This window comes from Falsiroseomonas algicola, from assembly GCF_011040385.1.
Classification (GTDB): domain Bacteria; phylum Pseudomonadota; class Alphaproteobacteria; order Acetobacterales; family Acetobacteraceae; genus Falsiroseomonas; species Falsiroseomonas algicola.
Genome location: NZ_JAAIKB010000001.1, coordinates 490079 through 513851 on the forward strand (window position 1 = coordinate 490079; position 23773 = coordinate 513851).

The following is a 23773-nucleotide window of genomic DNA, read 5'->3' on the forward strand; positions in this document are numbered from 1 at the left end:
GGCAGGCTCCAGTTACGCCGCTCTGCGGCGGGGATTGAACCAATCGGCCAGCGCGTCGCCGATCAGGTTGAAGGACAGCACGACGAGCAGGATCGCGATCCCGGGCGCCAGCGCAACCCAGGGCGCGTCGCGCAGATAGGCCAGGTTGCCCGCGACATCGGCGCCCCATTCCGCCGCCGGCGGCTGCGCCCCCAATCCAAGAAAGCCGAGGCTCGCCGTTTGCAGGATGGCGCCGCCCAGTGCCAGCGACGCCTGCACCAGCAGCGGCCCGATGCCGTTGCGCAGGACATAGCGCAGCAGCAGCCGCGGCGTGCCGACGCCGATCGCCATCGCCGCTTCCATGTAGGGCTTCACCGAGATGGCCAGCGCCTGGCTGCGCGCCACGCGGGCGAATTGCGGCGCCAGGGTGATGGCGACCGCCAGCATCGCATTCTCCAGGCTCGGCCCGAAGGCGGCGGCCAGCGCGATGGCCAGCACGAGCCCCGGAAAGGCGAGCATGGCGTCCACCAGCCGCATCATCACCATGTCGGTCGCGCCGCCCGCGAAGCCCGCGACGGTACCGAAGGCAACGCCCAGCACGAAGGCCAGCGCCACCACCCCGATGCCAATCGCCAGCGTCGCCCGCCCGCCATGCAGCACCCGAGCCAGCACGTCGCGCCCGAAGAAATCCGTCCCCAGCCAATGCGCGGCGGAAGGCGGCGCCAGCTTGTTGGCGATGTCGATCGCGATCGGCGAGGTCGTGAAGAACGGCCCCGCCAGCACCGCCAGCAGGATCGCGCCCAGCAGCCCCGCCCCCATCAGCGCCAGGCGGTTGCGCGCCCAGAAGCCGCTCATGACGCCATGCGCTTGCGGATGCGCGGATCAAGCAGCGCCTGGATGAGGTCCACCGCCAGCGACACCAGCATGAACATCAGCGCGAAGACCAGCGTGGCACCCTGGATCACCGGATAGTCCCGGTTGCGGATGGCATCGAACATGAAGCGGCCGATGCCCGGCCAGGCGAATACCGTCTCCGTCAGGATCGCGCCGCCCAGCATCTCCGCGAATTTCAGCCCCACCACCGTCACCGCCGGCAGCAGCGAATTGCGCAGCGCATGGACGAAGAACACCGCACGTTCCGGCAGCCCCTTGGCGCGGGCGGTGCGGATATAGTCCTCCCCCATCGTCTCCAGCATCGTGTTGCGCACGAAGCGGCCGAGCGTCGCCGCCAGGAAGGCCGCCAGCACCGTCGTCGGCAGCAGCAGGTGCAGGAAGGCATCCCAGGCGGCCTCCGCATCCCCATTGATCAGCCCGTCGATCACCGCGAAGCCGGTGACGGGATCATCCAGGAAGAAGGGGCTAGTGCGCCCCGAGATCGGCAACCACCCCAGCGCGATCCCGAACACCAATTGCAGCACTAGCGCCAGCAGGAAGGCCGGCATGGAGACGCCGAGCAGCGACACCAGCCGCACCGCATGGTCGAAGGCGGTATTGGCCCGGATGGCGGAGACGACGCCAAGCGGAAGCCCGACGACGATCGCGACCAGCAGTGCCAGCACCGACAATTCGATCGTGGCGGGCAGCCGCAGCAGGATCTCCCGCGCCACCGGCGCGCCCGTCTTCAGTGAAACGCCCAGATCCCCCCGCAACAGCCCGCCGAGATACGAGAGAAACTGCATCCCCATCGGCTCATCCAGCCGCAGTTGCGCCCGCAGCGCCGCGATCTGCACATCCGTAGCGCCGGGGCCGAGCAGCGTCACAGCCGGGTCGCCCGGGATGAAGCGCGTCAGGTGGAAGATGATGACCAGCACCAGGAACAGCACCGGAAGCAGCGCCGCCAGGCGCCGCAGCGCGTAACCGCCCATGATGCGGGGGTCCTACTCCTTGAAGACGCCGTGATACTCGTTCAGCGGCGGCGCGCTGTTCACCACCAGGCCTTTCACATTGGCGCGCTTGAAGACGATCAGCTTGTTGCTGAACAGCCAGGCCGCCGGCACGCGGTCCATGATCTGCCGCTGCACCTGGAAATACAGCTGCTTCCGCGCCTCGAAATCCACCGTGGTCTGCGCGCGCAGGATCAGCGCATCCAGCGCCGCATCGGCAGGCATGCGGAAGGTCATGGCGCTGTCGGCCAGGCCGGAGAGGTAGCCGATGGTGATGTGCGCGTCGGGGTCGTTGTACCAGGGCTGCCTTCCGTCCAGCGCCACCTCGAACCGCCCCGCGACATGCAGGGCCCGCAGCGCCGGGAATTCCGTCTGCGCCACCGTCGCCTCGATCCCCACCGCCGCCAGGTTCGCCTGGATGAAGGTGGCGACGGCGCCCCACAGGCTGCCCTGGAAGCTATAGAGCGTGAGCTTCAGCTGCCCCGGCTGCACGCCCGCCTCCGCCAAAAGCGCCCGCGCCTGCGCCACGTCGTATTTCGGCGCCATCTCCCGGATAGCGGGATCGAAAGCCCAGGAATTCGTCGGCAGAGGCCCGTACACCCGGTCCGCTGTGCCCCCCAGCACGCCATCCAACAGCCCGTCATAATCAATGGCGTGGGTGATCGCGCGCCGCACCCGCACATCCCGCAGCGGCCCCTGCAGGCCGGAATTGTTGAACTCCAGTTGCCGGATGATCTGGCTCGGCACCTCGATCACCTCGATCCCGGCGCGGCCGCGCAGCGCCCGCACATCCTGCGTCGGCAGCGCAGCCAGTTGTGCGTTCTGCTGCACCAGGTCGAGCCCGCCATTCTCCAGCTCCAGCCTGCGCGTCGAGGCATCGGGGATGATGCGGTAGATGATCCGCTGGAGCCGCGGCGCGCCGCGGAAGTAGTCCGGATTGGCGTCGAGCACGACGTCCGTGTCCGGGCGGTAGCTTCGGAACCTGAAGGGTCCCGTGCCGACCGGATTCACGTTGAACGCCGCGCCATGGCGCGCCACGCCCGCCGGGCTGACGATCGCCGCTTGCGGCTGCGCCAGCAGCGACAGGAAGACCGGCATCGGCTCCTTCAGCGTGATGCGGACCTCGAGCGGGCCCGTCACCTCGATGGCATCGATCAGGCCGAAGGTCGCGCGCATATAGGGATTGGTGTCCCGCGTGCGTTCCAGGCTGAACTTCACCGCCGCCGCGTCGCAGGCCGTATCGTCATGGAACTTCACGCCAGGGCGCAGCGCGAAGGTGAACACCTTCCCGTCGCCCGACACCGTCCAGGACCGCGCCAGCCGCCCTTCCAGCTGCGCGAAGGCGGGCGGCGTCCAGGCCACCAGCGTGTCGAAGACGTTCAGGATGACCTCGCTGCCGATCGGCTCCGCGCGGTTCGCGCCGGGCTCCAGCCCCGCCGGATCGGCGTTCACGCCGACCACGAGGATGCGGTTGCGCGCCGCCGCCGACTGCGCGGCCGCGCCCCGTGGCAAGGCAGCCAGCCCGATCAGGGAGGCGAGTTGACGCTTGCCGAACATCATGGCGGGGAATCCTTGCAGCCATTCGAACGCTAGCCCAGGCATTTGTCCGGTCAAGCAATTGGTGCAACGCAGCGTTGACGTTGCGATAGAGAGACGGGAATGGTGATCGCGCCACGGTTGCGCTCCCCGCACCGCAGACAAGGATGTCGCCCGGCGTGAGACGCCCGCGCCTCGCTTTGCTCCCGATCGCGCTCGGCACGATGATGCCCGGCGGCGAGGCGCTTGCGCAGGTGCCACCGCCCCTGCCCGGGATCATCGAACGCGTCGCCCCGGCCGAGGCCCCTGCCCTCGGCCCCGCCCTGCTGCCGCCGGAACCGCAGGCCACCACCGGCCCCGGCGCCGCGCGCCGCCTGGTGGTTGGCCGCATCACCATCACCGGCAACACTGCCCTGCCGGCCGCGCTGCTGCGCCCCTCGCTGCTGGAGGGCCAGGACGCGACGCTGGCGGAGGTGGAGGAGGCACGGCTTGCCATCCTCGGCACCTATCGCGCCGCGGGCTTTGCCTATGTCGCCGTCGCCGCCATGGCGAGCCGGGGGGAGGCCGGGCGCATCGACCTCCGCTTCGCGGTGACGGAGGGCTTCATCGCCGATATCGCGCTGGAGGGTGCGGACATCGGCCCGGCGGAGCAGCAGGTGCGACGCTTCCTGGCGCCGCTGATCGGCCAGCGCCCCCTGCCCCATGCGGCGCTGGAGCGCGCCCTGCTGCTGGCCGGCGACATCCCGGGCATGGAGGCGCGCGGGTTGCTCCGCCCGATCGAGGGCGATCCCGGCGCGCTGCAACTCCTCGTCCGCCTCACGCGCCGGCCGCTGACGGGCTTCGCCAGCCTGGACAATCGCGGCTACAGCCTGACCGGCGCCTGGCAGGCGCTGCTGGTCGGCCAGGCAAACAGCCTGACGCGGTTCGGCGAACGCACGGAACTCGCGCTGCTGCGGACGGATGCGAATGGCCAGGGCTTCGCGCAGCTCTCGCAGGAATGGTTCATCGGCGGCTCGGGCCTCAAGCTCCGCGCCTTCGCCGGCGCCGGCCGCGCGGCGCCGGGATCGGCACTGGCGGCGCTCGGCTATCTCGGCGAGACGCGGGTGGCGGGCATCGGGCTCAGCCATCCGCTGATCCGGTCGAGGCCGCGCAACCTGCTGCTGACGGCGCAGGTCGATGCCTTCGACAGCGAGGTGCAGACCCGCCCCTTCCCCGGCACCGCGCGCCAGACCGCCAGCCGCGATTCCGTCCGCGCGCTGCGCATAGGGGCGGAGGCGCAGGCGCAGGATGCGTGGCTTCCCTTCACCCCCGCCGCCGCGACCAGCACCGCGACGCTCCGCCTGCATCGCGGGCTGGAGGCGTTCGGCGCCAGCGATGGCAGCGGCGGCGGCACGGCGCGGGCGGGCAGCGATTTCGGCTTCACGCGCATCGTGTTGGAAGCATCGCGCCTGCAGCCGCTGCTGGTGCCCGCGGAGGGCTGGCTGCTCTCCGCCTATGGCATCGCCGCCGCGCAATGGACCGACGATTGGCTGCCGCCGGCGGAGAAGTTCTATCTCGGCGGCAACCGCCTGGGCCGCGGCTTCCATGCCGGGCAGCTGTCGGGCGACCGCGCGGTGGCCGGCACGGCGGAGCTGCAGCTGGCCACCGAATTCGACCTGCGCTGGCCGAATGGCGGCACCAGGCTCGGCACGCAGTTCTACCTGTTCCGGGATGAGGGCCGCGCCGCCGACAATGGCAGCGATATCGCGACGCGCCACCTGGCCTCCTGGGGCGGCGGCGTGCGGCTGCAATTCGATGATCGCGCGCAGATCGATGTGGAGGCCGTCCGCCGCCTGACCCGTGCGCCGGAGGGCGCCGGCGTGCGCGTGCTGGAAGCGGACGGCGTCTATGTCCGGCTGCTGCTGCGCTACTGATCCAGGCCGAGGGTCTGCAATGCTTCCGCCTCCGCGATCGCCGCCGCACGCGCGCGGGCGCCCCAGGTGGCGCCGCCGATATGCGGCGTCAGGATCACGTTCGGCAGCGCCGCGAGCCGCGCCGGCACCGCGGGCTCCCCCTCCAGCACGTCGAGTGCCGCGGCGGCGATGGTGCCGCTCTCCAGCGCCTCGATCAGCGCCTGGGTGTCCACCTGCGGGCCGCGCCCGACATTCACCAGGATGCCCTCGCTGCCCAGCGCCTCCAGCTCGGGCTTCCCGACCACGCCCCGCGTTTCCGCCCCGCCCGGCAGCACGATGACCAGGAAGTCGGACGCCGCCGCCAGGTCGCGCATCGTCGGCAACAGCTGAAAGCCGAGGTCGCGGGCCGAGGGCCGGTCCAGCCCCACCACAGTCATCCGCGCCGCCTGCGCCCGCGCCGCGATGGCCTGGCCGATGCGCCCCAGCCCCGCGATCCCCATGGTGGAACCCGACAGCGTCTTGCCCGGCCTGAAGCGGCCCTTGGCCGCCCAGGCGCCGCCACGCGCGAAGCCATCGGCCTGCACCAGGTCACGCCCCGCCATGATGGCGAGCCCCATGGCGAGGTCCGCCACGTCATCCGTCAGCGCCTCCCCCACCGGCCGCACCGCGATGCCGCGCGCCGCCATCCCCGCAAAATCCAGCTTGTCCGTGCCGGCACCGAGCGAGATGACCTGCCGCAGGTTGGGCAGCCGCGCCAGCATTGCCGCGTCGCAGCCGGTATTCGCCATGGTGATGAGCACCGCGACCTCCGCGCGCTCCGCCTCGCCGAGGTCGGCGACGGCGGCGGGACCGGCGACGGGGCGAAGCCGGCCGGCCTCCACCAGCTTCGGCATGCGCGCGCCGGGCAGGACATCGTAGAAGATCACGGTTCCAGGCTGCGGCATGGGCGGGGCTTTCTGCTGTGTGCGGAAGCCATGCCGCAGGCGTCGCGCGCTGGCTAGTCGCCCAACGCGATCTCCGCCGTCAGGAACGGCGCCACGCGGCTTTCCACGAGATCGACGCCGAGCCCCGGCCGGTCCGGGATGGCGAGGCGCCCGTTCCTCACCTGCGGCTCCAGGGCCGCATCGACGAGGTTGAAGTGGTCCGGCACCCGGAAGGGGTAGAGTTCCTGGATGAGGAAGTTCGGGATGCAGGCATCCAGCTGCAGCGCCGCCGCCGTCGCGACCGGCCCGGCGCAGAGATGTGGCTGCACCCGCATGTTGTACATCTCCGCGATGGCCGCGATCTTCTTCGTCTCCATCAGCCCGCCGACCGTGCCGATATCCGGCTGCACCACCGCCACCGCCCGCAGCTCGAACAGCCGCCTGAAGCCGTAGCGGGTGTAGAGCCGCTCCCCGGCCGCGACCGGGCAGCGCAGCCCGTCGGCAACCGTCTTCATCCCCTCGGGATCGAAGGGATCGACCGGCTCCTCCAGGAAAGTCAGGTCGAATTCCTCCAGCCGCCGGCCCAGGCGCAATATGTCGGCGGTGGTCAGCTCCGCGCTCATATCCACCATGAGGTCGACCTTCGGCCCGACCGCATCCCGCACCGCCTTCACGCGGGCCACGGCCAGATCCTCGAAATCCCGGTCGAATTCGCGGCGGGAGACATGGGCGAAGATGCCGTTCGGGTGGTTCCGGATCGGCGTCGCCAGCGGGTAGAATTTCAGCGCGTCATAGCCGGCCTTGAGCGGCATCTCCGTCGCCCTGGCCGTTTCTTCCGGCGTCACGGCGCGGAAGGACCAGCCATTGGCGTAGCAGCGAACTTCGCGGCGGTAGGACCCGCCCAGCAGCTGGTACACGGGCACGCCGAGCGCGCGGCCCTTGATGTCCCACAGCGCCGTCTCGATGGCGCTGATCGCGGCGAAGATGATCGGCCCGCCGCCCTTGGCCCAGAAGGTGTGGTCGTAGAGGTCCGACCAGATCGGCTCCACGTCATGCGGATCGCGCCCCAGCACGATCTTCCGCAACATCTCCTCGATCAGCGCCGCGGCGCCGGTCGCGCCGATGCCATAGGCCAGCGCCGCCTCCCCCAACCCCTGGATGCCGTCATCGGTCCAGAGGCGAAGGATGAGGGGCCGCCGCCCGTCGATCTCCGTCAGGTAGATCTGCGCGCGGGTGATCTTCATGGCGGCGGCCCCTGCCGTTGCTTCAAGCGACTTCAGCGGTCTCGAAGGTCAGGCCGGAATAGAAGGTCAGCGCGCCCGGCATGTTCTTGAAGCCCGTGACCTGGCGGCGCATCGCATAGCCCTGGCTGCGCCAGGTCAGGCCCACGATCGGCGCCTGGTCGATGGCGATGCGCTCCATCTCCCGGTAGATGTCGCGACGCTTCGCGGTGTCGAACTCCGCGCGGCCCTGGTTCAGCAGCTCCGTGATCCGGTCGATCTTCAGGCCGAAGCTGCGGACATAGGAAGGCGAGAGCGAGCCATCGACGAAATTGGCGATGCCGTCGGGATCGTTGCTGTCCGCCGCCGTGCCCATCACCGCCATGTCGAACTGGCCGCGATTGCCGATGGACACGCGCGTCGCCCAATCCGGCATGTTCAGCTCCGCCCGGATGCCGACGGCGGCCAGGTGCTGCTGCACCACCTCCGCCGTATCCTTGTGCATGCCGTATTGCGCGGTGGAGAGCAGGTTGCAGCTGATGCCGTTGGCATGCCCGGCTTCCGCCAGCAGGCGGCGGGACAAGGCGGGGTCGTACTTCCAGCCTTCCTTGAACTCCGCATTGTAGAAGGGGCTGGATTCCGGCACCGGCAGCTGCATCAGCGGCGATCCGCGGCCGAAGAAGGCCGCGCGGACCAGCTCGTCCCGCCGGATCGCATGCGCCACGGCGCGGCGGACGCGATGGTCGTTGAAGGGCGCCTTCGTGCCGTTGAACACCAGGAACATGAAGGCCCCGTCCACGGCATCCAGGCGCAGGCGCTGGTCGGCGCTGATGGCATCGAAGGACTGCCAGGGCACGTATTCGATCAGGTCCACATCGCCCGACCGCAGCGCGGAGACGCGCAGGTTCTCATCCGCATAGGCCACGGCGCGGATGCCGCGCAGCTTCGGCAGGCCGGGCCGGAAGTAGCCGCGGAAGGGCTCGAGGTCGATCGAGGTGCCGCGTTCCTGCGCCCGGATCATGAAGGGCCCGGCGCCGACGAAGGTGCCGCGCGGCGAGTTCCGGGAGATGATCGGCAGGTGGTAGGACGCCATCCAGATCGGCAGCGTCGCCACCGGCTCCTTCAGGAAGATGCGCACCGTCAAATCATCCGGCGTCTCGATCCGCTCCACCCCCTGCATCTCCGCCCGGAAATAGGCGGTGGAGCGTTCGGCGGCGATCTGCTCGATCGTCCACTTCACATCGGCCGACGTCACCTTCTCCCCGTTCTGGAAGCGGGCGTCGCGCAGCTTGAACTCCCAGCCCTGGGTGCCGATGGGTGCCCAGCTTTCCGCCAGCTCCCCCCGCAGCGCGCCATCGGGGCCGTAGGAGGTCAGGCCGCGATAGATCATCAGCTTGATGGTCGCCGCGGCCGTGCCCGTGTTCTGCCAGGGCTGGATGGAAGGCGGGAAGGAGGAGAGGGCGAAGCGCAGCACCCCCGGCGTCTGCGCCCTGGCCTCCGGCATGCGGAGGAAGGGCAACATGGCCGATGCGGCGGAACCCGCCAGGACGGCGCGACGCGATGCTGACATGGTCATTCTTCTCTTCCCTTCCCTGTTCCCAGACGGTGACTACGCAGTGCGGTGGTAGACCTCTCGCGCGGTGGTGGCGCTGATGGTGCCCTCGGCCACGTCGCGGGCCAGGGCATCGGCGGCACGGCCTTCGGGCGGGCCATAGCCGCCGGCGCCGGGGCTCACGATGGCGAACCATTGGCCCGCCTTCAACTCGGCATTGTCGCGGTCGAAGACGACGCCCGGCCCGCATTCGACGGCGCCATGGCCGCCGGCCCCGCCGCCCAGCAGGCCCCAGGACTTCGACGTCAGGCGGGAGACATCGACGCGCACGCGGCAATCCTCATCCGCGCGATAGACGCGCCGCAGCCCCATGCCGCCGCGGAAGGTGCCGGGCCCGCCGGAATCCTCCACCAGCTCGTAGCGCAGCAGGGTCAGCGGGTATTCGATCTCCAGAGCCTCGACGGGCAGGTTGGAGGTGTTGGTAACGTGGACATGCACGCCATCCAGCCCGTCCTTCGTCGCCCTTGCGCCGGCGCCGCCGCCCATCGTCTCCAGATACACCCAGATGGCGCCGTCATCCTTGCGCTGCCCGATGAAGGTCGCGACGGTGCAGACGGAGTTGGAGCAGGCCGTGACCCGGTCCGGCACCGCTTGCGCCAGCGCGCCGAGGATCAGATCCGAGACGCGCTGGCAGGTCTGCACGCGCCCGTTCACCGCCGCGGGATGCGTGCAGTTGAGCACCGTGCCCTCCGGCGCCGTGATGGTCAGCGGCCGCGCCAGGCCGGCATTCGGCAGGATGGTCGGATCGACCACCGACTTCACGACGTAATAGGCGGTCGCCAGCAGCGCCGTGTAGGTCATGTTGAGCCCGGCACGGAGTTGCCTCGGGCTGTCGAAATGCAGCGACATGGCGTCGCCCGCGACCGTCACCGTCACCTTCAGCGGCAGGTGGGTGGTGACCTCCGTGCTCTCGAAGACATCCTCGAACACCCAGGTCCCGTCCGGGATGGCGGCGATGCCCGCGCGCATCTTGCGCTCGGCATAGTCCAGCAGCGCCGCGCCGGCCGACAGCACCGTCCCCGTGCCATACTTCCGGCACAGCGCCTGGAAGCGCTGCACGCCGACGCGGTTGGCCGCCATCTGGGCGCGGAGGTCCGACAGGCGTTCGCGCGGCACCTGGCAGTTCAGCAGGATGAGGTCCAGCACATCCTTCTGCAGCTCGCCCGCGCGATACAGCCGCACCGGCGGGATGCGCAGGCCTTCCTGGTAGATGTGCTGATGGCCGCGATCGGCGAAGTCGGAGTGGTGCGCCAGGTTCACCGTCCAGGCGACGATCCGGCCGTCCACGAAGATCGGCTCCGCCAGCACGATGTCCGGCAGATGGGTGCCGCCACCGGCATAGGCGTCGTTGCCGACGAAGACGTCGCCAGGCTGCATCGCCGCCACGTCATGCAGCTTCAGGATATGCGGCACGATGCCGATGAAGCTGCCGAGGTGGATCGGGATGTGCTCCGCCTGGCACAGCGTGTTGCCCGCGATGTCGAACAGCGCGGTGGAGCAGTCCCGCCTTTCCTTGATGTTGGTGGAGTAGGAGGCGCGGATCAGCGCCTCCCCCGTCTCCTCGACGATGGAGGAGAGGGCGGCGCCGATCACCTCCACGGTGATGGGATCGAGAGTCGGGGTGCTCACGACGGTATCCATCAGGCCGCGACCTCCAGGATGAGGTTCAGATAGGCATCGACCCGCGCGGTCATGCCGGGCAGCACCACGGTGGTGGTGTCCATCTGCTCGACGATGGCGGGGCCGGTGAAGGTGTTGCCGGGGTTCAGCGCGTCCCGGCTGTAGATCGGCGTGGCCACGAAGCCGCCGGCCTCGGGGAACCAGACCTCGCGCTTCCCGATGATGGCGCCGCTGGCATCCGGCCCGCGATCCGGGTGGGAGGCCAGCTTCGCCTTCCGGACCCGGCCCGTGGCTTCCAGGCGCAGCGTCACCAGCTGGATCGGCTCCTCCTCCGCCACGAAGCCGTAGCGTTGGCGATGTGCCTCCGTGAAGCCGGTGGCAAGCGAGGCGATGGTCTCGGCCGTCACGGGGCCGGGCGGCAGGGGCACCGGCAATTCGTAGTTCTGGCCGGCGTAGCGGATATCGGCCGTGCGGGTCAGGCCGCGATCGCCCGGCGCGATCTCCTCATGCGCGAACCACTCCTCCGCGCGGGCCTCCAGCCCCTCGAAGGCCTGCGCCACATCGGTCACCGAGGCTTCGGTCGCCGGCATCAGCCGCGTCGCCGCGAAATCGGCGCGGAGGTCCGTCAGCAGCAGCCCCATGGCGCAGAGGATGCCGGGGTTGCGCGGCACCAGCACGCGCTTCATGTCGAGCTCGATGGCGAGCCGCGCCGCATGCAGCGGCCCCGCGCCGCCGAAGGCCATCAGCGTGTAGTCGCGGGGGTCATAGCCCCGCTGGATGGAGATCACGCGGATGGCGCGCGCCATGTTCGCGGTGACGACGCTGATGATGCCCTGCGCCGTCTCCATCACGCCAAGGCCCAGCTTTTCCGCCATGCCCGCGATGGCGCCCTTAGCGAGGGACTGGTCGATCTTCATCCGCCCGGCCAGCAGGTATTCCGGGTTCAGCGTCTGCAGCACGACATTGGCGTCGGTCGTCGCGGGCTCCGCATTGCCGCGCCCGTAGCAGACCGGCCCGGGATCCGCCCCGCAGCTCCGCGGCCCCACCTTCAGCAGCCCGCCGCCATCGATGTACGCAATCGATCCACCACCCGCGCCGACCGTGTGGATGTCGAGCATCGGCGCCTTGATGGGATAGCCATGCACCGTGGCTTCCGAGGCCAGCTTGCACTGCCCGCCATTCAGCAGCGCCACATCGGTGGAGGTGCCGCCCATGTCGAAGGTGATGAGGTCCGGGAAGCCCGCCAGCTCCCCGATCGCCTGCGCGCCGACCACGCCCGTGGAGGGCCCGGACAGCACCGCCCGCACCGGCATCGCCGCCGCCGTGCCGAAGCCGATCACGCCGCCATTGGATTGCGTCAGGTGTGGCGTGGCCGTCATGCCGAGGTCGCGCAGCCTTGGCGTCAACCTCTCAATGTACCGCCGCATGACCGGCCCGAGATAGGCGTTCAGCACGACGGTCGAGAGCCGCTCGAACTCCCTGAACTCCGGCGCGATCTCATGGCCCGCGGAGATGAAGACGTCGGGCATCTCCTCCCGCAGGATCGCGACCGCGCGGGCCTCATGCTCCGGCCGGATGAAGCCGTAGAGGAAGGAGACGGCGATCGCCTTCACCTCCGCCGCCTTCAGGGCCCGCGCGGCGGCGCGCACGGCGTCCTCGTCCAACGGTGCATCGATGCGCCCGTCATGGCGCACGCGCTCCGCCACCTGGAAGCGCAGGTCGCGCGGCACCAGCGTCGGCGGCTTGTCCGCCTGCATGTCATAGAGGTCAGGGCGCTTCTGCCGCCCGATCTCCAGCAGGTCCCGGAAACCGTCCGTGGTGACGAGTCCCGTCTTCACGCCGCGATGCTGGATCAGCGCATTGGTCGCGACCGTGGTGCCATGGCCGAAATAGGTGATGGGGGCGCCTGGCTGCGCGGCCTCCGGCGCCACACGCCGCATGCCCTCTTCCACGCCCTGGGCGATGCCGCGGGAAGGATCGTCGGGGGTGGAGGAGACCTTCCAGACCTCGACCCGGCCGTCATCCTCGTCGAACAGGCAGACATCCGTGAAGGTGCCGCCGGAATCAACGCCGACCCGCCAACGCGCCATTCTTCGCCATCCTCAACAAGCGGCCTGATCGGCCCCGTGACGTGACTATCCCGTTGCATTCTTGCGCGCGGCAAGCACCTATTCACCGGAATGACAGTATCCGCCGCATATTCTCACTGAGTGGAAGTATCGGCGTGGCAGCGGAGCGTTCCCGATCCATGAGCGAAAACGGCACCGACAGCACCGTCTCCGGCGTCGGCCGCGTCTTCAGCCTGCTGCGCCTGGTGGCGGAAGCGCCGCCCGGCGGGCTGCGCCTGACCGACATCGCCGCCCGCGCCGGCCTGCCGCGCCCGACCGTCCACCGCCTGCTGCGCGCGCTGGCGGCGGAAGGCGCGGTGGCCTTCGAGCCGCGCGGCAAGCGCTACACCCTCGGGCTCGACCTGTTCCTGATGGCGGCGCGGGCCGGCGATGCGACGGGGCTGCGCGACCTGGCGCGGCCGACGCTGCTGCGGCTCACGGCCTCGCTGGGGGAGACGCTCTTCCTGCTGGTGCACAATGGCTACGATGCCGTCTGCATCGAACGCAGCGCGGGGCCGCTGCCCATCCGGTCCTTCACCGGCGATATCGGCGGCCGCGTGCCGCTCGGCATAGGCCAGGGGGCCACGGCCATCCTCGCCTTCCTGCCGCCGGCCGAGCAGGACGAGATCGTGCGCCACAACCTGCCCCGCATGCGGGATTTCGGCGGCCCGGACGAAGCGTCCCTCCGCGCCGAGATCGCCCGCGTGCGGCGGGAGGGATTTTGCGGCGGTGCGGCCGGCCTGATCCCGGGCATGGCCGGCATCGGTGCGCCCATCCTGGACCGGGACCAGCGCGCCGTCGCCGCCATCAGCATCGGCACCACGACCGACCGGCTGACGCCGGAGCGGCGGGAGGTGATCGCGGAGATGCTGAAGCGGGAGGCGACGGCCATCGGCCGCCAGATCAATCCCTTCGATCCCACGCTGCGCCGCGCCGGCGCCGCGATGGCGGGCTGATCAGTCGTCCGACCAGCGGCCGAACCAGCGGCCGGTGCGGCTGCGGTAATCCTCCCACGCCGCGCCGAAGCGGGCCGCCAGGTGCCGCTCCTCCCGCAGCACGGCCAGGCGCAGCACGGCAAAGGATGCGACGGCCGCGGCCAGCAGGAACCACAGGTTGCAGAAGGCCAGCGCCGCGCCGGCCAGCAGCAGCCCGTTGCCGAGATAGATGGGGTTGCGCGACCAGGCATAGACGCCCGTGGTCACGAGCCGCGTCGCAGGCCGGTGCGGCAGGATATTCGCCTCATGCCAGGCCAGCGTCGCCACCGCCGCGATGTCGAGCCCCGCCCCCAGCGCCATCAGCGCCCAGCCGATTCCCTCGGCCACGCGGCCATCCAGCCACTCCGGCGCCGGTGCGATCCGACCCAGCGCGAAGGCGACCGCGGCCGCGCCGATGAAGATCAGCGGCGGCCAGGGCACGCGGTTGGGAGGCGGGATGCTCGTCGGCACGGTGCGTAGTGTGCCGGAAGCCGCGACATCGCGCCATGCGGGAATGCGCGCCGCAGCATTCACGCGAGCGCCGCGAGCCCTCCGCCACCCGGCACCTGGTCGAGCCGGTAGGTGCGGATCGCCGTGCCGGCGAAAAGCGGCGCCTTCTCCCCCTCGCTTGCGCCCGCGGCGAGGCGCTTGAAGGCGTTCCACATCGCGGCGTAGCCGGCCATGCCCTTGTCGACCGGGAAGTTGCTCTCGAACATGCAGCGGCCGGCACCGAACAGCTCGATCACCGTCTCCACCCAGGGCTTCCAGGCCGCGGCCAGCTCGGCCGAGGACGGCGGCAAGGCGTGGTGATGGAAGTCGTAGCCGGTGACCTCCATGGCCAGGCCGCCGATCTTCACCCGCACATTGGGCAGCGCCGCCAGCGCGCGCATCTGATCGCGCCAGGGCGCGAAGACCTCCGCCCGCCTTCCCGCGAAGGGGCCGACACCCAGCGCGCCGCCGATGTGGTTCACGATCAGCGTCACCTCCGGCACCGCCTTCGCCAGCGCCAGCACATCGCCGAGTTGCGTGTGATAGGCCCAGACATCGAGCGTGAGCCCCAGCGCCGCCAGCCGCCGCGCGCCCACCGCGAAGGCGGGCTCGGCCAGCGGGCCCGGCGGCGGGGTGATGAGGTTGGAACGGACCTCCGGGTCCGGGTGCCAGGCCGTGCGGTTCCGCACGCCGCGGAACCGCGCGCCGGCGATCGCCACATGCGCCTCCAGCACCGGCGCCACCGCATCGCCCAGCAGCAGGTCGGCGAAGCCCACGATCCCGGCGCAGGCCAGCGTCTTCCCGTAGGTGCCGCTCGCTGCCGCCGCGGCGATGCCGTTGACGAACTCCGTCTCCCCCAGCGGCTTCAGCGCCGCCGGTCCATCGGGGCGGTACATGGAGGCACATTGGATGAAGACCGTGGCGCGGATGTCGTGGCCGCTACCGGTATCCCGCAGCAGGTCCGCCAGCAGATAGGTCTCGTCATGCCGGTCCCAGAGGTGATGGTGCGGATCGACGATCGGCCGCGCGGGGTCGAGGATCTCCTCCTCCCGCAGCGCCAGCCATTCCTCCCGGATCTCGACCTGCTTCGCGGCATTCAGGCGCCAGGACGGGACCATGGCGCTCAGCCCTTGATCAGGACGACGGCCTCGATCTCCACCGCGATCCCGCGCGGCAGGCTGCCCATGCCGACCGCACTCCGCGCCGGGCGGCCATGGTCGCCGAAGACCTCGACGAAGAGGTCGGTGCAGCCATTGATCACCTCGGGATGCCCGCCGAACTCCAGCGTCCCGCGCACCATCCCCAGCACCTTCAGGATGGTGTCCACCCGGTCCAGGCTGCCGAGCGCGGAGCGCATATTGGCGAGCAGGTTCAACCCGCACAGCCGCGCCGCCGCATACCCTTCCTCCACGCCCATGCCCGCCCCGAGCACGCCGGTGATGGAGGACCCATCCGCCCGCCGCGGCCCGACGCCGGACAGGAACAGCAGCCCGCCGCCGATGCGCCAGGGCACGTAGTTCGCCATCGGCACCGGCGGATTCGGCAACTCAAGGCCCAGTGCGGCCAGGCGGGCTTCGGCGGACATGGCATGCTCCCTCAACGGTCACGCCACTCTGGCGCCGCGCGCTCAGAAATGCACCAGCTCGGGGGCGAAGAAACCGAGGCCCGCCAGCGTCACGCCGACCACGCCCAAGCCGACCGATCCCAGCGCCAGCAGCGGCACCGCCGTGATGATGGAGGCCGAGGCCAGCACGATCGCCACCTGGAAGGCGGCCGAGGCGTATTCGTAGTTGTGGTAGGCGGCCATGCTGCGATCCCGCTTCGCCTCCGCCGCCCGCGCCCGCGCGCTCAGCTCACGCCGCCCCTCGCCGGAGGACGGCTCGCTCTCCCACCGGTCCGCCGTGCTGCGCCAGGCCTGCTGCTGCCGTTCGATCGCGGCAATGGCGGCCGCATCGGCGCGCGCGGCCTTCTCCAGCTCCGCCTCCTCCGCCGCCGTGCGGACGACCGTCTGCCGGATGGTGCGGGCCTGGAAGAAGGCCCAGAGATTCGCGGCCTCCACATTGCGGGAGATCGCCTCGGTCTGCGCACTCTTGGCGCCCGTCTCCGCGATCGCCAGGAACAGGGCGAGGATCGCGATCAGCAGGGCAATGCGCTTGTCGCCCCCGTGATCGCCGTGATGATGGCCGGCCAATGATCAATCTCCGGTTGGATGGCGCGCCGCTTTGCCGAACCATCGGCTGGAACGCAATCCGCCAATGCCCTCGCAACCCTGGCGAAACGAAGGCCCCGGGACGGCGTTGGCGCGGCCATGAACGCCAGCGACCTGATGCCGCCCCTCACCGGCCTCGCCTTCCTGCCCCACCTCCGCGACCTCGGCATCGCCTATGCCCTCGCCTTCATCATCGGCTGGAACCGGGAGAAGGAGGACCGCAGCGCAGGGCTGCGCACCTTTCCCCTCGTCGCCGTCGCGGCCTGCGGCTTCATCCAGGCGACCGAGGGCCTGACACAGGGCGAACCCGAAGCCGCCGCCCGCATCATCGAAGGCGTCATCACCGGCATGGGCTTCATCGGCGGCGGCGCCATCCTCAAGCACGGCGGCGAAGTCCACGGCACCGCCACCGCCGCCTCCCTCTGGGCCACCGGCGCCATCGGCGTGGCGGTCGCCCTGACCGCCTACGACGTCGCCATCGTCATCTGCGGCTTCACCGCCGTGACGCTGTACATCATGGCCCACCTCAAATCGCGGGAGCGCGGGTGAGCGCGCGGGAGTGACGTTGCGGAGGAGTGCGCTGGTGGCCCGGGGAAAGGGCTCCGCCCCTTCCCCGATACCCCTTCCCCGCCAAGGGCCAGCGGGCCCTTGGGAACCCATGAGATTGGTCGCTGAAGGGAGGGGCACAGCGCGACCGCTGGTTCGGAGCGCGCTCCATGCCCCTCCCTTCAGCGACCAATAACCTCGCGGTCCAGGAGGCCGCTGCCTCCTGGCGCGGGAGAGGTGCGGAGAGGGGCGCGCAGCCCCTCTCCGCGGCAACAAGCACGCCCTTCCTGCTACGCCGCCTCCGCCGCGCTCTCCCGCCCCCGGATGAAGTCGGCCGCGCGTTCGGCGATCATCAGGGTGGTGGCGTAGGTGTTGGCGGACGGCATGGAGGGCATGATGGAGGCGTCCACGATGCGGAGTGATTGCATGCCGTGGACGAGCAGGCGGTCGTTGACGACGGCGGTCGGGTCCGTCTCCGGTCCCATGCGGGCGGTGCCGATGAGGTGGTAGGTGGTGCTGCCGTTCTTCTTGGCGAAGTCGAGGAGTTCGTCGTCGGACTGCGCGCTCGGCCCCGGCAGCGTCTCCCGTTCCAGGAAGCGGGAGAGTTGCGGCGTGTTCAGCATGCGGCGCACCAGGCGCATGCCGGCCAGGTGGACCCGGATGTCCATGGGGTCGGAGAGGTAGTTGGGGTTGATCTCCGGATCCTCGAAGACGTTGGTGCTGCGGGCGCGGACCCAGCCCGTGCTTTCCGGCCGGTGCTGCCAGGACCCGGCGGTGACGCCGGGGTAGTCGTCCAGGATGTAGACCTTGCCCTCGGCGTAGCTGCCGGGGGTGAAGACGCATTGCAGGTCCGGCTGGTCCAGCCCCTCGAAGCTCTTCCAGAAGACGTGGACGTGGGACGGCGCGGTGGCGAGGATATTGGGCTTGCCCATCGCCCAGCGCGCCAGCTGCGCGCCGAGCTTCAGACCGCGGCCGAGCTGGTTCAGGGTCTCCACCCCCGGCTTGGCGCGCATGACGAGGCGCGATGCGTAGTGGTCCCGGAAGTTCGATCCGACGCCGCGGAGTTCATGCACGACGGGCACGCCGAGTCGACCGAGAAGGTCCGCGGGCCCGACGCCCGAGACCTGCAGCAGCCGCGCGGTGTTGCAGGTGCCGGCAGAGATGATGACCTCCCGCCGCGCCATCACGCGCTTCGGGGCCTCGCCCGGCCCGTGCAGGTATTCGATGCCGGTGGCGCGCTTGCCCTCGAAGAGGATGCGGCTGGCCCGCGCATTGGTGCGGACTTCCAGGTTCTTCCGCTGCATCGCCGGGTGCAGGAAGGCGCGGGCGGCGGAGATGCGGCGGCCGTTGCGGATGGTGCGCTGGTAGTAGCCGACGCCGGCCTGGTCGCCGGAATTGTAGTCCTTCGCGCGCGGAATCCCGAGGCCGAGGCAGCCCTCGATGAAGGCCTCGGAGACCGGGTGGATCCAGTCCATGTCGGTGACGGGGATGCCGCCTTCGGTCCTGCCGCGGGTCTCGCCGGAGACGCCGATGCGGTTCTCGCTGCGGCGGTAATAGGGCAGGCAATCCGCGTAGCCCCAGCCGCGATTGCCGCGCTGCGCCCATGAATCGAGGTCCGCCGGCTGGCCACGATTGTAGATCATGCCGTTGACGGAGGAGCCGCCGCCGAGGGTGCGGCCCTGGGTGGTGCTGATCCGGCGGCCGCCCGTCATCGGGATGCCCTCGGTCTTGAACTGCCAGGTGACGCCGGGATCGGCCAGCGTCTTCACGAAGCCGGCGGGCAGATGGATGAAGGGGTTGCGGTCCGGCGGCCCGGCTTCCAGCACGCAGACGGTGACGCCGGGGTCGCTGGTGAGGCGGTTGGCAAGGACGGAGCCGGCCGCGCCGGATCCCACGATCACGTAGTCGAAGTGTTCTTCTGTCGCCATGCCGGCCTGTCCCAACCCTGTCGAGCTCCAGGATAGGGACCGCCGCCGCCGCCCGCAAAGATGGGGGGCCTGTTCATCGCGGCGTGATCGGCCGCGCGGGGCGGGCGCGGCGTGCTAAGGCCTGGGGCAACCTCCCCCGGATACCCCATGCCACGTTGGCTTCCCCTGCTGCTCGGCTTCCTGACGGCGGTCGGGCCGCTTTCCACCGACATGTACCTGCCTGCCTTCCCCGCCATCGAGGGGGAGCTCGGCACGGGCTGGGGTGGCGTGCAGATCACGCTGGCGGCCTGGTTCGTGGGGCTCGCCGTGGGGCAGCTGGTGCAGGGAACGCTGGCGGACCGGCTCGGGCGGCGGCGGCCGCTGGTGGTGGGGACGGCGATCTACACCCTGGCCTCGATCGGCTGCGCCCTGGCGCCGGACATGGTGACGCTGTCGGCCTGGCGATGCCTCGCGGCCTTCGGCGGCGCGGCGAGTGCCGTGATCCCCCGCGCCATGGTGCGCGACCTGGCGACGGGGCATGAGGCGGCGAAGCTAATGTCCCGCCTGATGCTGGTTATGGGCGCGGCGCCCATCCTGGCGCCCACCATCGGCGGGCTGCTGCTGGTGGGCGGCGGCTGGCGGATGATCTTCTGGGCCTCCGCCTTCTATGGCGCGGCGTCCTGCGCGCTCGCCTGGGCGCTGCTGCCGGAGACGCTGCCGCCGCATCTGCGCAGCCGCCGGTCGCCGATCGGCATGGTGGAGGATTTCGGCCGCATCGCGACGGAGCGCGGCTTCATCACCCATGCGGTGATGGGCGGCACGGCGATGTTCGCGGTCTTCGCCTTCATCAGCGGCGCGCCGGACGTCTACATCCAGCAATACGGCATCGCGCCGGCGCAGTTCGGGCTGCTGTTCGGCATCAGCGCCGTGGGCTTCATCGGTGCCTCCCAGGTCAATCCCTGGCTGCTGAGGCGGCTCGGCACGCGACGGGTGCCGACGCTGGCGCTGCGGACGAGCCTCGGCGCGGTGGTGGTGATGGTGGCGGCCGCGGCGACGGGGGTGGGCGGCTTTCTCGGCATCTTCATCCCGGCCGTGGTGGCGCTGGCGTCCACCGGCCTCGTCTTCCCGAACAGCGCGGTGGGCGCGCTGGCGCGGCATGCGACGCGGGCGGGCAGTGCCTCCGCCCTGTTGGGTACGCTGCAATTCGCGCTGGCCGCGCTGGGGGCGGCGCTGGTCGGCGTGCTGAGCAACGGGACGCCGCTGCCGATGGCGCTGATGATGCTGCTGGGCGTAGGCCTGGCGGCGACGGCGGATGCGTTCCGTCCCCGCTGATCGCAGGCGGGCTGTGGCTTTTTAGTCACTAAGCCCTTTAAGCCGATTATGCCGTTTATGCACGTTTAGCACCGTTTCTCGCGTGCCGTTCCGGGGGTCCCGGCCCCGGCGGTTGGCCGCCGGACGCAGGGATGGCGTTGGCGGCGCGGAACATAGCAGAAACAACCGGCGAAATGCCAGGGATTTCGGGGGGCTTTGCCCCTGCCCTGCCCGGCCCTACCGTCCCCGCCATCGCATGGGGATGGGTGATGGCAGGCAAGCGGGTTCTGGTGGTCGGCGCGGGGATCGTGGGGCTGGCGCTGGCCTGGCGGCTGCAACGCCTCGGCGCCGAGGTCGCGATCGTGGACCCGGAGCCCCCCGGCGAGGGCGGCGCCAGCTTCGGCAATGCGGGCGCCATCTCGGCCAGTTCCGTCGTGCCGCTGGCGACACCAGGCGTGCTGAAGACGGTGCCGCAGATGCTGCTGGACCCGAAGGCGCCGCTGCACATCCCGGCGGGCTACTGGCTGCAGGCCGCGCCCTGGCTGGCCCGCTTCGTCGCCAGCGCCACCCCCGCCACCGTGGCGCGCGTGGCCAAGGCGCTGGACCAGTTGCTGCACCTCGCGACCGAGCAGCACCAGGCCCTGGCGCGGGAGGTCGGCGTGCCGGAGGTGCTGGTCGCGAAGGGGCAGCTCTATGTCTATCGGGACGAGAAGCAGCTTGCGAAGGATACCTCCAGCTGGGCGATGCGGCGGGCGGCCGGGGCGGAGGTCGTGCGGCTCGACCGTGCGGGGATCGAGGCGCTGGAGCCCGAGATCGGCCCTGCCTACCAGCTCGGCATGTTCATGCCGGACCACACGCATTGCGCCTCCCCTTTTCGATACGCACAGGCGGTGGCGACGGCCTTCCGCGACGCGGGCGGGGAGATCCGGCAGGACCGGGTGCTGGCGCTGACGGTGAGCGACGGCCGCGTGACCGGCGCGCAGGGCGAAGTCATGCACCACAGGGCCGAGGAGGTGGTGGTGGCCGCCGGCGCCTGGTCCGCGCGGCTGGTGGCGCCGCTGGGCTACCGCATCCCGCTGGAGACGCAGCGCGGCTACCATGTGAACCTTTTTGATTCGGGGCTATCGCTGCAACGGCCGGTGATCCCGGCGGACCGGAAGGTGTTCATCACGCCGATGGAGGGCGCGTTGCGCGTCGCCGGCACGGTGGAGTTCGGGGGCCTGGAGCGAGCACCGAACGAGGAACGCGCGCGGCTGCTGTATGGCGACCTGACGGCGGTGTTCCCGCAGGCGCGGGTGGACGGCGCCGAGGGCTTCTGGATGGGGCACCGGCCCTGCCTGCCCGACAGCGTGCCGGTGATCGGGCCGGCGGAGCGGGTGAAGGGGCTGTGGTTCGCCTTCGGGCACGGGCATCTGGGGCTGACCGGGTCAGCGCCGACGGCGGAGATGCTGGCGCCGGCGATCATGGGACGGCCGGGGAATGCGGATATGGGGGGGTACGCGGCGGAGAGGTTTTGAGGAGCGGCGGACTTGAGCGGATCTGACTTATGCCATCTTAGCGACCGCTAAAGCGCTCGATCGAAATGGGCGGATTTGGCGGTAGCGAGTGCCGATCCCATCAAAGGCGTAAAGCACAAGAACTTGCCCTCTTGAACCGTTATGGATGCGGTGCCAATTCTAGCCAGCGGGCTTGTTGATGCTGGGCTATGGGCTGCCGTCAGGCAGCGCCGTGCAGCTTGGCGGAAGCCTCTGCCTCCGGGTGACCGGGGCAGAGCGGGTCGATGCGGAGGCGGCAGGTCGCCGTGCCCCGCGCCTCGATGGTCGGCGCCTGTCCTGGACTGCTGGTTTCACAGCGGGAGTTCGCCTGGTTTCCGGGAGCTTCTGGACCGCTGCCAGCATTTCTATCCGGGGCGGGCGAGCGGGCGGCAAGGCCGACTTGCTGACGGGGGCGAAAATGCTACCCGCAAGGCAAAGGAGGCCGCGATGCCACGCTCATGCAAAAACGTGCCAGCCAGGGCGGCGCCAAGTTGGCGTTCGCGGGTCTGGTCACCGGCTTGTTGATGCTGGGCTATGGGCTGCCGTCAGGCAGCGCCGTGCAGCTTGGCGGAAGCCTCTGCCTCCGGGTGACCGGGGCAGAGCGGGTCGATGCGGAGGCGGCAGGTCGCCGTGCCCCGCGCCTCGATGGTCGGCGCCTGTCCAGCAGTAGGGATCGAATGTGCCAGAAGCTCCCAGCTGCATGAGTTAGAGGTGACATTTGGCCACCCTCTTGCAACAGCTCCGATCCACGAAGGTGCTTGAGGCTGCCGCGCGTCACGTGTGTGGAAAATCGCGCAATTCACGCTCAAGCGCTATCCGCACTGAGACGCAAAATTTCGAGGCAAGACTTCCAACGAACGTCCGGCGCCTGCAAGAGGAGCTACGCTCGGCCGAGTTTCGGTTCGGACAACAGATAGCCGTTAAGATTCCGCGGCCCGGCAAATCCGATCGACTAATTTTGGTTGCACCGCTCCGCGACCGCATCATCCATCGCGCGATCCTAATCGTCCTGCAGGGCAGGCCCGATATGGGAATTCCTGGCGTGCCACTCGTGCAGAAAGCACTAGAGTTTCCCTTTAGCGTAGGCGGTATCGAGGGAATCGACAAAGGCATCGCCTTAGTGGCAGAGAGTCTGCGAGCCGGCGCAACATACTACGCAAACGCGGATATAAAAGATTTTTTCCCCCACATTCCAAGGCGCCGTGTTCTTGACAGCCTTCTGAGCGCGACCAAGGACGATCAACTGGTCGAACTCATTGATACAGCACTTGCAATACACATCAAAAATGCCAACGATCTTACTAAGGAGGACCTTGTGCGGCTACCTGGAGACAGCGCGGGTGTGCCGCAGGGATCCGCGTTAAGCATGTTGTTTGGAAACCTTGCACTACAGGACTTTGACCGCCTAATGCAAGGTCGCGGTATTCGCTGCGTTCGCTATGTCGACGATTTTATATTACTCGGCGCTAGCGAGACTAAGGTAAAGGCGGCATTTAAATCGGCTCGGACTTCTCTCACTGCCATGGGCCTGACGACCTATGAGCCGGGCGACGGCTCCGGAAAGGCAAGCGCTGGCAAAACCGCGATGGGATTCACTTTTTTAGGTTGCCAGATAAACGGCTCTCTAATTGCTCCAGGGTCTGCTGCGCGGGCCGCGCTTCTTGCTGACGTTGATGACTTGTTGAAGGAGGGATGCAGAAATATTTCCAAGACTTTGCGGAGCAGCGGTGCGCGCGAGCGCATTAGCGGCGCCACGGAAGCGCTCCAAAAAGTGTCGCGAACTGTAAAAGGATGGGGTGAAGCGTTCGCTTTTTGCAATTCGGATATCATCAGACAGCATCTAGACAGCGAGATAGACGAACGCATCGACCGATTTCAACGCTGGGTGACGCAAAAATCAAACGGCCTGGATGTTGATCAGCGCATGCGCGCTTTAGGCGTAACCAGGCTAAAAGACCTGAAACAGAAGCAGCTAACTTTGTCAGATCGAGCCCTCACACGTTCATAATTCCGGTTACCGCGTCGGCGC

At 69.4% G+C, this 23773-nt stretch carries 19 protein-coding genes; 6 read left to right on the forward strand and 13 right to left on the reverse strand.

Features of this window, described 5'->3' with window-relative positions; genetic code table 11:
• Positions 1–12 precede the first annotated feature (12 nt).
• From G3576_RS02350 to G3576_RS02360, 3 genes are read right to left on the reverse strand one after another with little or no spacing between them, the layout of a single operon-like run.
• The gene (locus tag G3576_RS02350) at positions 13–834 is read right to left on the reverse strand and encodes an ABC transporter permease (RefSeq protein ID WP_164692706.1); all 822 of its coding nucleotides are present in this window, start codon (positions 832–834) and stop codon (positions 13–15) included.
• Positions 831–1844 carry an ABC transporter permease gene (locus G3576_RS02355; protein ID WP_164692707.1) on the reverse strand — a complete coding sequence of 338 codons (1014 nt, stop codon included), beginning with the start codon at positions 1842–1844 and terminating at the stop codon, positions 831–833. Before G3576_RS02355 ends, G3576_RS02350 begins: the two co-directional genes overlap by 4 nt.
• A gap of 12 nt (positions 1845–1856) precedes the next feature.
• Positions 1857–3422, reverse strand: a complete 1566-nt coding sequence (locus G3576_RS02360; protein WP_164692708.1) for an ABC transporter substrate-binding protein — start codon at positions 3420–3422, stop codon at positions 1857–1859.
• Positions 3423–3577: 155 nt separating this feature from the next.
• Here G3576_RS02360 and G3576_RS02365 point away from each other — a divergent pair, with 155 nt between their 5' ends.
• On the forward strand, positions 3578–5311 hold the full coding sequence (locus tag G3576_RS02365; protein ID WP_164692709.1) for a ShlB/FhaC/HecB family hemolysin secretion/activation protein: 1734 nt from the start codon (positions 3578–3580) through the stop codon (positions 5309–5311).
• On the opposite strand, the gene G3576_RS02370 is transcribed toward G3576_RS02365, so the two are convergent.
• From G3576_RS02370 to G3576_RS02390, 5 genes are read right to left on the reverse strand one after another with little or no spacing between them, the layout of a single operon-like run.
• Complete coding sequence (locus tag G3576_RS02370) at positions 5305–6234, reverse strand: NAD(P)-dependent oxidoreductase (RefSeq protein ID WP_207622610.1); 930 nt, start codon at positions 6232–6234, stop codon at positions 5305–5307. The genes G3576_RS02365 and G3576_RS02370 overlap by 7 nt on opposite strands.
• 53 nt (positions 6235–6287) lie before the next feature.
• Entirely contained in the window at positions 6288–7457 is a 1170-nt protein-coding gene (locus G3576_RS02375; RefSeq protein WP_164692710.1) for a mandelate racemase/muconate lactonizing enzyme family protein, read from the reverse strand.
• A 22-nt stretch (positions 7458–7479) separates the two neighbouring features.
• Positions 7480–9003 carry an ABC transporter substrate-binding protein gene (locus G3576_RS02380; RefSeq protein WP_207622611.1) on the reverse strand — a complete coding sequence of 508 codons (1524 nt, stop codon included), beginning with the start codon at positions 9001–9003 and terminating at the stop codon, positions 7480–7482.
• Between the two features lie 39 nt (positions 9004–9042).
• Positions 9043–10674: a hydantoinase B/oxoprolinase family protein gene (locus tag G3576_RS02385; RefSeq protein WP_328728296.1), complete on the reverse strand. Its 1632-nt coding sequence runs from the start codon at positions 10672–10674 to the stop codon at positions 9043–9045.
• Positions 10675–10685: 11 nt separating this feature from the next.
• Positions 10686–12755, reverse strand: a complete 2070-nt coding sequence (locus tag G3576_RS02390) for a hydantoinase/oxoprolinase family protein (RefSeq protein ID WP_164692713.1) — start codon at positions 12753–12755, stop codon at positions 10686–10688.
• Between the two features lie 158 nt (positions 12756–12913).
• Here G3576_RS02390 and G3576_RS02395 point away from each other — a divergent pair, with 158 nt between their 5' ends.
• The gene (locus G3576_RS02395) at positions 12914–13729 is read left to right on the forward strand and encodes an IclR family transcriptional regulator (protein WP_164692714.1); all 816 of its coding nucleotides are present in this window, start codon (positions 12914–12916) and stop codon (positions 13727–13729) included.
• On the opposite strand, the gene G3576_RS02400 is transcribed toward G3576_RS02395, so the two are convergent.
• Genes G3576_RS02400 through G3576_RS02415 form a run of 4 tightly spaced genes read right to left on the reverse strand, consistent with a single transcriptional unit; the run spans position 13730 to position 16427 of the window.
• Complete coding sequence (locus G3576_RS02400) at positions 13730–14218, reverse strand: methyltransferase family protein (protein WP_207622612.1); 489 nt, start codon at positions 14216–14218, stop codon at positions 13730–13732.
• A gap of 59 nt (positions 14219–14277) precedes the next feature.
• A complete protein-coding gene (locus tag G3576_RS02405) occupies positions 14278–15354 on the reverse strand; it encodes an amidohydrolase family protein (RefSeq protein ID WP_164692715.1) in 1077 nt (358 codons plus the stop codon).
• Between the two features lie 5 nt (positions 15355–15359).
• Positions 15360–15821, reverse strand: coding sequence for a RidA family protein (locus tag G3576_RS02410; protein WP_164692716.1), 462 nt, complete (start codon positions 15819–15821; stop codon positions 15360–15362).
• Between the two features lie 42 nt (positions 15822–15863).
• The gene (locus G3576_RS02415) at positions 15864–16427 is read right to left on the reverse strand and encodes a DUF4337 family protein (protein ID WP_164692717.1); all 564 of its coding nucleotides are present in this window, start codon (positions 16425–16427) and stop codon (positions 15864–15866) included.
• A 117-nt stretch (positions 16428–16544) separates the two neighbouring features.
• On the opposite strand from G3576_RS02415, the gene G3576_RS02420 reads away from it, so the two are divergent.
• On the forward strand, positions 16545–16994 hold the full coding sequence (locus tag G3576_RS02420; RefSeq protein WP_207622613.1) for an MgtC/SapB family protein: 450 nt from the start codon (positions 16545–16547) through the stop codon (positions 16992–16994).
• Between the two features lie 287 nt (positions 16995–17281).
• Here the strand turns inward: G3576_RS02420 and G3576_RS02425 are convergent, their stop codons facing one another.
• Positions 17282–18919, reverse strand: coding sequence for a GMC family oxidoreductase (locus G3576_RS02425; protein WP_164692718.1), 1638 nt, complete (start codon positions 18917–18919; stop codon positions 17282–17284).
• Between the two features lie 147 nt (positions 18920–19066).
• Between G3576_RS02425 and G3576_RS02430 the strand changes: the two genes are divergently transcribed.
• From G3576_RS02430 to G3576_RS02440, 3 genes are all read left to right on the forward strand, one after another.
• Positions 19067–20230, forward strand: coding sequence for a multidrug effflux MFS transporter (locus G3576_RS02430; RefSeq protein ID WP_164692719.1), 1164 nt, complete (start codon positions 19067–19069; stop codon positions 20228–20230).
• A gap of 248 nt (positions 20231–20478) precedes the next feature.
• Positions 20479–21726: an NAD(P)/FAD-dependent oxidoreductase gene (locus G3576_RS02435; protein WP_207622614.1), complete on the forward strand. Its 1248-nt coding sequence runs from the start codon at positions 20479–20481 to the stop codon at positions 21724–21726.
• Positions 21727–22498: 772 nt separating this feature from the next.
• On the forward strand, positions 22499–23752 hold the full coding sequence (locus tag G3576_RS02440; RefSeq protein ID WP_164692721.1) for a reverse transcriptase domain-containing protein: 1254 nt from the start codon (positions 22499–22501) through the stop codon (positions 23750–23752).
• The last annotated feature ends 21 nt before the right edge of the window (positions 23753–23773 follow it).